10 protein-coding genes are annotated in these 10,193 nt (G+C 57.8%); 3 read left to right on the top strand and 7 right to left on the bottom strand.

Translation table 11 applies throughout. From position 1 onward, the window contains the following. Positions 1 to 403 precede the first annotated feature (403 nt). Complete coding sequence (locus BOW52_RS15185; protein WP_078484930.1) at positions 404 to 715, top strand: hypothetical protein; 312 nt, start codon at positions 404 to 406, stop codon at positions 713 to 715. Between the two features lie 51 nt (positions 716 to 766). On the opposite strand, the gene BOW52_RS15180 is transcribed toward BOW52_RS15185, so the two are convergent. The 4 genes from BOW52_RS15180 to BOW52_RS15165 are packed head-to-tail and all read right to left on the bottom strand — an operon-like array spanning position 767 to position 4,405. Next, positions 767 to 1,906 (bottom strand): MBL fold metallo-hydrolase, encoded by a 1,140-nt coding sequence (locus BOW52_RS15180; RefSeq protein ID WP_078484929.1) that lies wholly within the window; start codon positions 1,904 to 1,906, stop codon positions 767 to 769. A gap of 51 nt (positions 1,907 to 1,957) precedes the next feature. Next, the gene (locus BOW52_RS15175; protein ID WP_078484928.1) at positions 1,958 to 2,725 is read right to left on the bottom strand and encodes an ABC transporter ATP-binding protein; all 768 of its coding nucleotides are present in this window, start codon (positions 2,723 to 2,725) and stop codon (positions 1,958 to 1,960) included. After that, positions 2,722 to 3,729, bottom strand: a complete 1,008-nt coding sequence (locus tag BOW52_RS15170; protein WP_408021572.1) for a FecCD family ABC transporter permease — start codon at positions 3,727 to 3,729, stop codon at positions 2,722 to 2,724. The genes BOW52_RS15175 and BOW52_RS15170 overlap by 4 nt, the downstream gene beginning before the upstream one ends. A gap of 13 nt (positions 3,730 to 3,742) precedes the next feature. After that, complete coding sequence (locus BOW52_RS15165) at positions 3,743 to 4,405, bottom strand: histidinol-phosphatase (RefSeq protein ID WP_078484927.1); 663 nt, start codon at positions 4,403 to 4,405, stop codon at positions 3,743 to 3,745. A gap of 201 nt (positions 4,406 to 4,606) precedes the next feature. On the opposite strand from BOW52_RS15165, the gene BOW52_RS15160 reads away from it, so the two are divergent. Together BOW52_RS15160 and ptsP are read left to right on the top strand one after the other, a co-directional pair. Continuing rightward, positions 4,607 to 5,137: an RNA pyrophosphohydrolase gene (locus BOW52_RS15160; protein WP_078484926.1), complete on the top strand. Its 531-nt coding sequence runs from the start codon at positions 4,607 to 4,609 to the stop codon at positions 5,135 to 5,137. A gap of 37 nt (positions 5,138 to 5,174) precedes the next feature. Beyond that, the gene (gene ptsP / locus BOW52_RS15155; protein ID WP_078484925.1) at positions 5,175 to 7,442 is read left to right on the top strand and encodes a phosphoenolpyruvate--protein phosphotransferase; all 2,268 of its coding nucleotides are present in this window, start codon (positions 5,175 to 5,177) and stop codon (positions 7,440 to 7,442) included. A 33-nt stretch (positions 7,443 to 7,475) separates the two neighbouring features. On the opposite strand, the gene BOW52_RS15150 is transcribed toward ptsP, so the two are convergent. Genes BOW52_RS15150 through argA form a run of 3 tightly spaced genes read right to left on the bottom strand, consistent with a single transcriptional unit; the run spans position 7,476 to position 10,022 of the window. After that, the gene (locus BOW52_RS15150) at positions 7,476 to 8,258 is read right to left on the bottom strand and encodes a phosphodiesterase (protein ID WP_078484924.1); all 783 of its coding nucleotides are present in this window, start codon (positions 8,256 to 8,258) and stop codon (positions 7,476 to 7,478) included. Between the two features lie 56 nt (positions 8,259 to 8,314). Beyond that, entirely contained in the window at positions 8,315 to 8,701 is a 387-nt protein-coding gene (locus BOW52_RS15145) for a hypothetical protein (RefSeq protein ID WP_135622506.1), read from the bottom strand. Beyond that, a complete protein-coding gene (argA, locus tag BOW52_RS15140; RefSeq protein WP_078484922.1) occupies positions 8,640 to 10,022 on the bottom strand; it encodes an amino-acid N-acetyltransferase in 1,383 nt (460 codons plus the stop codon). The genes BOW52_RS15145 and argA overlap by 62 nt, the downstream gene beginning before the upstream one ends. Positions 10,023 to 10,193: the final 171 nt, after the last annotated feature.

Below are 10,193 nucleotides of genomic sequence, written 5' to 3'. Positions count from 1 at the left end.
TGTAGGTCTTATATGGCTTGCGTTTTCTAGTCATTTGGATACTCCTATTGCGACATTGTCGCTTATTAAAAGTACCCGTTAAACTGGGGGAGGTTCAATATAACCCCCTTCCTTGAAATTAACATTCATCTAACAGTAGATTATGTGGGTGGCACATATAATGCGTTATGTGACCGGCTCGTATAATTGCGTTATGCCGCCAAAAGTTCTCACTTCTGCGGGTGTGTGTGTTGTATTACTGAGGGTGTTGTTGTGATTATGCATCCTGCAGTGCCTCTTCCTGTTGTTTGAGGGCTTTCGCTTGAATGGCTCTGTTATTGTTGTGTCTCTCAGGCCGTGGTTCCGAGGTTATACAATTTCTGGGTCGATGCCAAATAGTGGGCTGATTGGATAGGTAGGTGTTATGGATAGCTGGTTTTCAATGAGTCTCGGCGATGCCATGTTGGTTGGAGCGGCGCTGGATCGGCTCGAGGCGCTGTTCCTGTCGGAGTTTGAGAAGAGTGGTGCTCCTGAGGCGATGGCGCTCTTCGTTCGCCATGAGTCGGAGGGGCGGCTTCACTGTGAGGTTGTGGTCTACTTCTCTCCGGCTGCGTTCAGTGTGGCTGAGGCGGTTGGTGCTGCTCCCTGTGGTAAGCCTGCCTATGCCGGGTTGAGTCTGCTGGCTGGTTCTGAGGCGTCGTGGTTAGTTCTCTTTCCTGAACAACACGATACGTAGGTCGTATGGTACCGGAGTCAGTATTGATTCCGGTACCTGATTGGCGAGCGCCTAAAACAGCTCCTCTTCCATCTCCCTATATACAAAGTGTGCATTGGAGCCCTGGTTCTCTTCGTAGAGCCGTGTCTCCTGCCAATCCTTGAAATCGGCGCTCTCTATCGCCTCCTGCATATCGATATCGTTTTCGATGGCGTTGCTCATCAGGGTGCGTAGGCGCTGCATGTAGACGAGGGTTTTACTGACCATCGGGAAGGGGGCGGTCTGTGCGCTGCCGTGGCCGGGGACCATCAGCTTTGCGTCGGCAAACTTCTCCAACAACCACACCTGACCTCTGACCGACTTTTCGCTCGACCCGTCGGCCATGTAGGTGGTGCGCTGGTTAAAGGCGAGATCGGATATCCAGATAACCTTTTCGTTGACCTGTTCGACGACCAGATCACCGAATGAGTGGTGACGATCTACGTTGTAGATGTTGAACTGCTCACCGCCCAGTTCGATTGTTTTTGAGGAGAAGGTCTCGCCACCAATCAGAATGTCGGGGGTGATGGGGGAGAAGCCGGCCATATCCTTCGGCAGAAGTTCGCGGCGGTAGTTGACCGAGTGGTCGATTAGGTCGGATTCGAGATAGTCGATCGTTCCCTCGTGACCGATGATGGTGACCCCCTCGAGGCGTGCGAAGGCGACTGAACCGTAGCTGTGGTCGGGGTGGTTGTGGGTGATGATCAGGTAGCGGATCGGTTGCTCGGTCAGGCTGCGGATGGTGGCGATCATCCGTTCGCCGAGTTTGGGTGTGCCGAGTGAGTCGATAACCACTACACCCTCATTGGTGATGACAAATCCTGCGTTACCGTTCCAGCCTCGGTTATCTTCATCGGTGAGTGCAATGCTGCCGTAGAACATGAACGTATCACGTGCGATCTCATAGTAGGGGAGTGGTTCGCTATCAGCCGCATCGGCCTTGAGCACATGGTTGGGAATCTCTTTGGTGTTAATGACTGATCTTGGTAGATAGGGGAGCTTGAAGTCGACGCTGCTTTGATGTGATGAGATGTCAGCGGTAACGGTTGTCTGTGAGGCTGGGGCAGCGACAATCGGTGCTGGTGTCTGCGGCTCTTCGTCACGATTACCGAGTAGTGCAAAGAATGGGATCAGGGCGACGACGATTAATAGTCGCTGGCTACTTCGGCGCATCGAACTCTCCTGAGGCAGTTAATGGTCTGAGTATAGCTACTGCTCGAGTGGCTAGCGTGGCATGAAGTAGCGTTGTTCATCGTTGGCGATCTCTATGACAGGGTGGGCATAGAGTTCAGTGAGGGTCTCGCTGTTGACCACCTCATCGATCGGACCATGTAGTGTCACGCCATTGGGCAGTAGCAGCAGGGCATGGTCACAGAAACGCAGTGCCAGATTGATGTCGTGCAGTACGCTGATCAGTGCGCCATCCGCTGCGCTCGCGACTGCTTTCAACTCATCAAGCAGGGTGACCTGGTGGTGCAGATCGAGGTGGTTGGTTGGTTCATCAAGCAGTAACAGCTGTGTCGACTGTGCCATTAGCGCGGCGATGGTAACACGATGCCGCTCGCCACCAGAGAGGGTGTCGACCATGCGTGACTCAAAACCCTCCAGCGCCACCTGCTGCAGGGCACGCTGAGCGATTTCGATATCCTCTTCCCCCTCCCACTGCCAGCGATCGAGGTGGGGGTGACGACCGATGAGTACCGTCTCCAGAACGGTGATCGGGAAGGGATCACTACTCTCCTGGGCGAGTAGCCCGACAACCTGCGCCAACTGGCGACGTGGCCATGCCGAGAGCGGTTGCCCCTTGATGGTGATCTCGCCTTGTTGAGCGAGGCGTACTCCGGCCAGGGTGTGCAGCAGGGTGGTCTTGCCCGCACCGTTGCCACCGAGGATTGCCCAGCTGCTACCGGGAACGATCTGCAGTGCTAGATCATGACAGACAGTGATGCCTGCAATCTCGACCACGAGTCCCTCTGTCTGTAGCAGGCTCACTGACCGACCCCGTGCGCAGAGCTACGTCGTAACAGATAGAGAAATAACGGTACGCCGAGCATTGCTGTGACCACGCCAACCGGTAGCTGTTGTGGTGCGAGTAGTACACGGGCGAGCGTGTCGGCGAAGAGCAGCAGGGTGGCTCCGAGTAGGGCAGAGGCAGGAATCAACAGTCGATGGTCTCGGAAACCACTCAGCCGCAGTAGATGCGGCACGATCAGCCCAACAAAACCGACCGTGCCCGCCTGTACCACCGCCGCAGCGGTCAGCAGTGAGGCGAGCAGGTAGACGCTGAAACGCAGCCGGGTGACATCGATACCGAGGGTGGTCGCCTGCAGCTCACCGTGGGCGAGGATGTTGAGATTGCGTGCCAGGGGCAGGGTGAGCAGCAGGCCGATGATCAGGATGATGAGCGCACCCCATGGCGAGCTGCTATTGCTCAGATCGCCCATCAGCCAGAAGAGCATGCCGTGCAGGTGGTCGGCGGGGGAGAGGGTGAGGATAAAGCTGATCAGCGCCCCCCAACCAGCGGCGATGACCACGCCGGTGAGCAGCAACCGCGAGGGTGACCAGTCGCCCTTGCCGCGTGCCAGACCGAAGACCAACGCCATCGCCAGCAGTGCACCCAGTAGTGCGCTGCCGGTCAGCCAGGCACCGCCGAGGCCAAGCAGGATCGAGAGTAGTGCAGCAACCGCTGCACCACCGGAGATGCCGAGGATATAGGGGTCGGCGAGAGGGTTACGTAGTAGGACCTGCATCAATACACCGGCCAGTGCCAGCAGTGCGCCGGTGGTGGCCGCTGCAACCGCACGCGGCAGGCGCAGCTCATAGAGGATGGTCTGGTGCAGCGGTTCACCGCTACCGCTGAGGGTGGCGATCAGCTCTGGAATGGTGAGATCGACACTGCCGCTGGCCAGCGCAAACAGCAGCCCGACCAGGGTTGCGACCAGCAGCGGTAGCAGACGCAGCAGCCACTCTCCCTGTTGTTTAGATCGCTGCGCCACCGTCGCGTTGTCTCTACTGTTCGAGATGCAGCGAGATGATCGGCCAGCCACGCTCGGTGGCGTTATCGGCCAGCTGCTGGTCGGGATCGACCGCGACCGGGTGAGTCACTTTCTCCAGCAGCGGTAGATCGTTGTGCGAATCACTGTAGAACCAGCTCCCCTCCAGGTTATGCCTCGTCTCGGCCAACCAGCTATCGAGACGCTCCACCTTGCCGTGCTGGAAGCAGGGGGTGCCAGCGACACCGCCGCTGTAGCGACCATCGACGATCTCGGGATCGGTGGCGAGCAGGTTGTCGATACCGAAGGCGGCGGCGATTGGCGCGGTCACAAAATGGTTGGTAGCGGTGATGATCAGCAGCGTGTCGCCCTGCTGGCGATGTTTCTCTACCAGCGCCTGGGCAGGTGCCTGGATGAGCGGTGCGATCATCTGCTCCATAAACTGACGGTGCCAACCGTTGAGTGTCTCCATGTCGTGCTCGGCAAGCGGCTTGAGGCTGAAGGCGAGGAACTCGAAGATATCGAGCGTGCCCGCCTTGTAGGCATCGTAGAAACGCTGATTTTCACGCTCGTAGTGGTCGCCGTCGACCAGACCCTGTTCGACCAGAAAACGGCCCCAGAGGTAGTCGCTGTCGCCCGTGAGCAGGGTGTTGTCGAGATCGAAGATGGCGAGGGCCAAGGTTGTGCTCCAGTTAGGGTGCTATTGGGGCGCCAAGGATACTGAGGGGCGGCTGAAAGGTAAAACGTTGGCGTATCAATGTGGTGGGCTATAAAACAATATCACCATACTCTAACTAATTGATTATTATGCCCGAATTGATTGTATGGGCGATTTTTGTCACAATGCGGCGCTAATAATTAGTGATAGAGAAAGCTGTAAGTGATTGATTCAGATGGATATAGGCCCAATGTTGGGATCATTCTAAGCCGTAATGACGGACGCCTACTGTGGGCGCGTCGCATCGGTCAGGATGCCTGGCAGTTCCCGCAGGGCGGCATCCAGCATAAGGAGTCGCCGGAAGAGGCAATGTATCGTGAGCTTTCTGAAGAGGTCGGCCTGCAGCCTGAGCATGTCGAGGTGGCGGGTGCGACCAAGGATTGGCTCCGTTACCGCCTTCCCAAACGTTTTATCCGTCGCAACCGTAAGCCGGTCTGTATTGGCCAGAAGCAGATCTGGTTCATGTTGCGTCTGACCGGCAGCGAGAGCGATGTACGTCTCGACTACTGCAACAAACCGGAGTTCGATACCTGGCGCTGGGTCGACTACTGGTACCCACTCAACGATGTGGTGCCGTTCAAACGCAGCGTCTATGAACGCGCACTACGTGAACTCGCACCGCTGGTTTTCCCCGAAGGTGCACCGCCAGAGCCAGCCCCCTATCCCGGTGGTCTGGTTATCAGCAAACCTTGATGGTTGATTTCCCCCTGCTGTCGATGGATTGTCACCCATGTTAGAAGTCCTGCGCCGAATCATTCAGGAGGTTAACGCCGCCGTTGACCTCTCCGATGCGCTCGAGATTATCGTCTCTCGGGTGAAGGGTGCGATGGAAGTCGATGTCTGCTCGGTCTATCTGACCGACCTCGATCATAACCAGTACGTTTTGATGGCGACCGATGGTCTTAACGCCGCCTCGGTGGGACAGGTGCGTATCGATTTCAGCAATGGACTGGTCGGCATGGTGGCCGAGCGCGAGGAGCCGCTCAATATTCAGAGCGCCAAGAACCACCCGCGTTATCAATATTTTCCCGAGACCGGTGAGGAGCAGTACTCCACCTTCCTCGGTGTGCCGGTGATTCACCACCGTGAGGTGATGGGTGTGGTGGTGGTGCAGCGCCATGCGGTTGAACGTTTTGATGAGGACGAGGTGGCCTTCCTGGTTACCATCGGTGCGCAGCTCTCCGGCGCGATTGCCCATGCCCAGGCCAGCGGCGGTATCGATGGGCTTCGTAAACGTAGAAGGCTCTCCGATGAGCGACCGATTTTAGGTGTCTCAGGCGCGCCGGGTGTGGCGATCGGTACGGCGGTGGTGCGCTATCCGCACGCCGATCTTTCAGCGGTACCCGATCGTCGTGCCGATGACCCAGAGGCGGAGGAGCTCGCCTTCCGCGCCGCCGTAACTGCCGTGCGGGTTGATATTGAGACCATCGTTGAGCGCATGCGGCCCGTGCTGCCGGCTGAGGATAGCGCGCTGTTCGACGCCTTTATCATGATGCTTGATGGTGACTCGCTGGTTGAGAAGAGTGTCGAGCGTATTCGTGATGGCAACTGGGCGCCGGGCGCGCTGCGTAACACCGTCGATGAGCATGTGAATATCTTCGAGGAGATGGATGATCCCTATCTACGCGAACGCGCCCAGGATGTTCGCGATCTGGGACGGCGCATTCTGCAATATCTGCAGGAGGGCGATACCACCCGCATCGACTACCCGGCCGATACGGTGCTGGTGGGTGAGGAGATCACCGCCTCGATGCTGGCCGAGGTTCCAACGGAGCGGTTGACCGGTATCGTCTCGGTGAGCGGCTCGCGCACCTCACATGTGGCGATCTTGGCGCGTGCGCTGGGTGTGCCGGTGGTGATGGGTGCCGATGATCTGCCGGTGACCCGTGTCGACGGGGCCGAGATCATTGCTGATGGCTACAGCGGCCGAATCTACGTCAATCCAGGCCCAATGGTTGTACAGGAGTTTGAACGACTGGTTCGTGAGGAGGATGAGCTTAGCGACGGCCTCAAGGCGTTGCGAGACCTTCCCGCCGAAAGCCCAGATGGGGTGCGTATTCCGCTCTATGCCAATACCGGCCTGCTCTCCGATATCGGACCCTCGCTTAATAGTGGCGCTGAGGGGGTGGGGCTCTACCGTACCGAATTCCCGTTCATGATCCGTGAGCGTTTCCCCAGTGAGCAGGAGCAGTATGAGATCTACCGCGAGGTGCTGGAGTCGTTTGCACCCAGGCCGGTAACGCTGCGTACCCTCGATGTCGGTGGTGATAAGGCGCTGCCCTATTTTCCTATCGAAGAGGACAATCCCTTCCTTGGCTGGCGCGGTATCCGCATCACCCTCGATCATCCCGAGATCTTTCTGGTACAGCTGCGGGCAATGCTGCGTGCCAGCGCCGGACTCGATAACCTGAATTTACTACTGCCGATGATCAGCAGTGTCGATGAGCTTGATGATTCGATCGATCTGATCGATCGCGCCTATAACGAACTGATCGAAGAGGGTGTGGCAGTGAAACGACCGAAGATCGGCGCGATGGTGGAGGTGCCCTCGGCGGTCTACCAGGCCGATGTACTCGCCAAGCGGGTCGACTTCCTCTCGGTCGGTACCAACGATTTGACCCAGTATCTGCTCGCTGTTGATCGTAATAATGCACGGGTGGCCGATCTCTACGACTCACTCCACCCTGCGGTGCTGCGTGCAATGATGCAGATCGTCGAAGGGGCGCGGCGCTTCGGTAAGCCGGTGAGTGTCTGCGGTGAGATGGCGGGTGATCCCGCCTCGGCGCTGCTGCTGCTTGGGATGGGGGTTGATAGCCTGAGTATGAGTACCGGCAGCCTGGCGCGGGTGAAGTGGGTGATTCGTACTATCGATGCGGAGAAGGCGCGTTCCCTGCTGCAGGAGGCACTGCTGCTTGAACGCAGTAGCGAGATTCGCGAACAGATCAATACGGTACTTGAACGTGAAGGACTTGGTGGTCTGGTTCGCGCCGGTAAGTAAGTAACACTCTGTGGCGAATTCAGCTAACAGATCCTAAACATCCACCCGGATGACACAGCTCTCAATGGTCCCGTCTGCATGCAACAGTAGACGACGATAACCGGGGCGCCCCGTATCGACCGATTCATCAATGGCAAACTCATCGCTGTTGACCTTGAACTGGGCGTTGGTTGAAGGCGTTCCGTAGAGTTTGATGCCGTGGTACTCCGCTTCGAACGCCTGATGGGTATGCCCCCACACCACCGCGCTCACCTGCGGATTGCGATCAAGCTGGTCGAACAGGGTGTCTCGATCTTCCAACAGCATGGTATCGAGCCAGCGACAGCCTATGGCTACCGCCTGATGGTGGAGAAAGATTAGTGTGGGTTGATTGGGATGCGCGCGCAGTTGGCTCTCCAGCTCAGCCAGCTGCTTACTGCCCAGGCGTCCGGATTGGCTATTGGTGTTGGAGCTGTCGAGCATCAATATCTGCCACCCATCCAGCTGCCAGACCATCTGATTCGAGAGACGCCCCGCACTGATTGAGGCGACTCGCTCAGGGGTGTCGTGGTTGCCGGGTATGAGCGCCGTATCGAGATTGAGCTCTTGAAGAGAGTGCTTTAAACGTTGATAGGCCGCGTCGGTGTCGCCGTTTGCCAGGTCACCGCTTACCACCAGTAGGTCAGCCTCTTCTGTGGCAACCTTTTCCAATACAGCCTGGAAACGTGATTCGATAGCAATGCCGTAGAGTTCGGCATCGGTATCGGCGTAGAGATGGGTGTCGCTGATCTGAATTAACTTGAGAGGCGAGGCGTTCGCCAGATCTCTTTCTGTCATGGTCTGCTCATTACGAAAGGGTGCTTTAGCACGCCCGTGGTGTGGCTAGCTGATGATCAGCTGTGCCAGCTTTTAAACTGCGGGGCGATGATGAGAGCGATTAGGGTAGCGAGCAGAAAATCCTGATTAACGCCAATGCGCTCGGCGTACTCGGTGGGCAGGTTGGCACCGATGGTGACGGTAATGACCAGCAGTGACATCGCCATCGGTTTACTTGCGGTTAGACCCGCGAGGATGACCGAGGCGAGAGCGGCATAGAGGTAGTTGGGGTCGATGCCGACACGCGCCAGCATGCCGTCGGAGAGGTTAACGGTGATGGTCATGAAGAGAACCAGGAAGACGAAGATGAACTTGATGATCGTTGAGTCGCCCTGACCACGATCACTCTTGCGCCGACCTCGGCTGCCGTTGCTCTTGCGTCGTTCGGTACGTTTGGCAGCCACGGTCATCAAGCTCCTTGATGAAAATTTTTGAGTTGCGTTGGTAGTTGTAGAGGCCGCGTCGTTTGAGTGGCAGCGCCTTGATATCGGCGTGGGCGAAGCCGCGCTCCCGAAACCAGTGAGCGGTACGAGTGGTCAGTACGAATAGTTTGTCGAGTCCCATGGTGCGGGCGCGTTGTTCGATCTGCAGCAGCAGTTCATCACCGCGTCCCGCATTACGGTAGGCGGGATGGGTGGCGAGGCAGGCAAGTTCACCGAAGCCCTCCTTACGATAGGGGTAGAGGGCGGCACAGCCGATAATCGTGCTGTCGCGCACCACAACACTGAAGTGGTCGATCTCGGTCTCGAGGCGGTCGCGTGAGCGACGCACCAGCACACCTTCCTCTTCCAGCGGTTCGATCAGCTCCAGGATGCCGCCGACATCGTCGATGGTGGCAGGACGGGTCTGTTCATAGTTCTCGGCAGTGATCAGGGTGCCGACGCCGTCGCGGGTGTAGAGCTCCTGTAGCAGCGCACCATCGAGACTGCGTTCGATGATGTGGGTGCGTTTAACCCCGCCGCGACAGGCGAGCATCGCGCTCTCCAGATGGGTGCGGGTATCGGCCGGTAGTTTGCGTCTGCCGCCAAGCAGGTCGTGGGCGGCCGAGGGGCCGAGCTGCTGTATGGGTTTGCGACGGCTGTCGCGCAGGGTGCGTTCTTCACTGAGGATAATCAGCTTATCGGCCTCAAGCTCGATGGCGACCGAGGTGGCGATCTCCTCTGCGGTGATGTTGAAGATCTCACCGGTAGGTGAGTAGCCGATCGGCGAGAGCAGTACCACGCTGCTGTCGCTGAGGCGTTGTCTCAGGCCGTCGGTGTCGACGCGCCGCACCTCGCCGGTGTGGCAGTAGTCGATACCGTTGTAAATGCCGAGTGGACGTGCGGTGACAAAGTTGCCAGAGGCGACACGTAGCCGAGCACCGGCCATCGGTGTGTTGGCCAGTCCCATCGAGAGTAGCGCCTCGATCTCCATGCGTAGCGTACCGGCCGCCTCTTTTACGCATTCGAGAGCATCGTCATCGGTGATGCGCAGGCCGTTCTCATAGCGGATCTCGGCATTTCGTGCCTTGAGACGTTGCTCGATCTGAGGGCGTGCGCCGTGGACCAGCACCAGACGAATGCCGAGTGAGTTGAGTAGCGCGATATCGTGAATCAGTGTCGGCAGCGTGGCATCGGCGACCGCCTCGCCACCGAAGAGGATGACAAAGGTCTTGCCACGATGGGCATTGATATAGGGCGACGAGCTGCGGAACGAGTCGATGAAGTTGTTGCTGTCAGTAGTCACGGTATCAGCTTGTTTTGTTTATTGGTCTTAGCTGAATAGTCGCATAGATGAGGTGTAAGACAAAAGCACCTACAGGCGCTGACCGCCATGGATAGCGAAGCGAAGGCGGTTAGTCCGCGATAGTCGACGCCGTCTGCCTATTCGTAGTTGAGAGCGCGAGCGAACGACGAA

Source organism: Solemya pervernicosa gill symbiont (genome assembly GCF_002020875.1).
GTDB lineage: Bacteria > Pseudomonadota > Gammaproteobacteria.
This window is presented reverse-complemented; position numbering and strand designations above follow the sequence as displayed.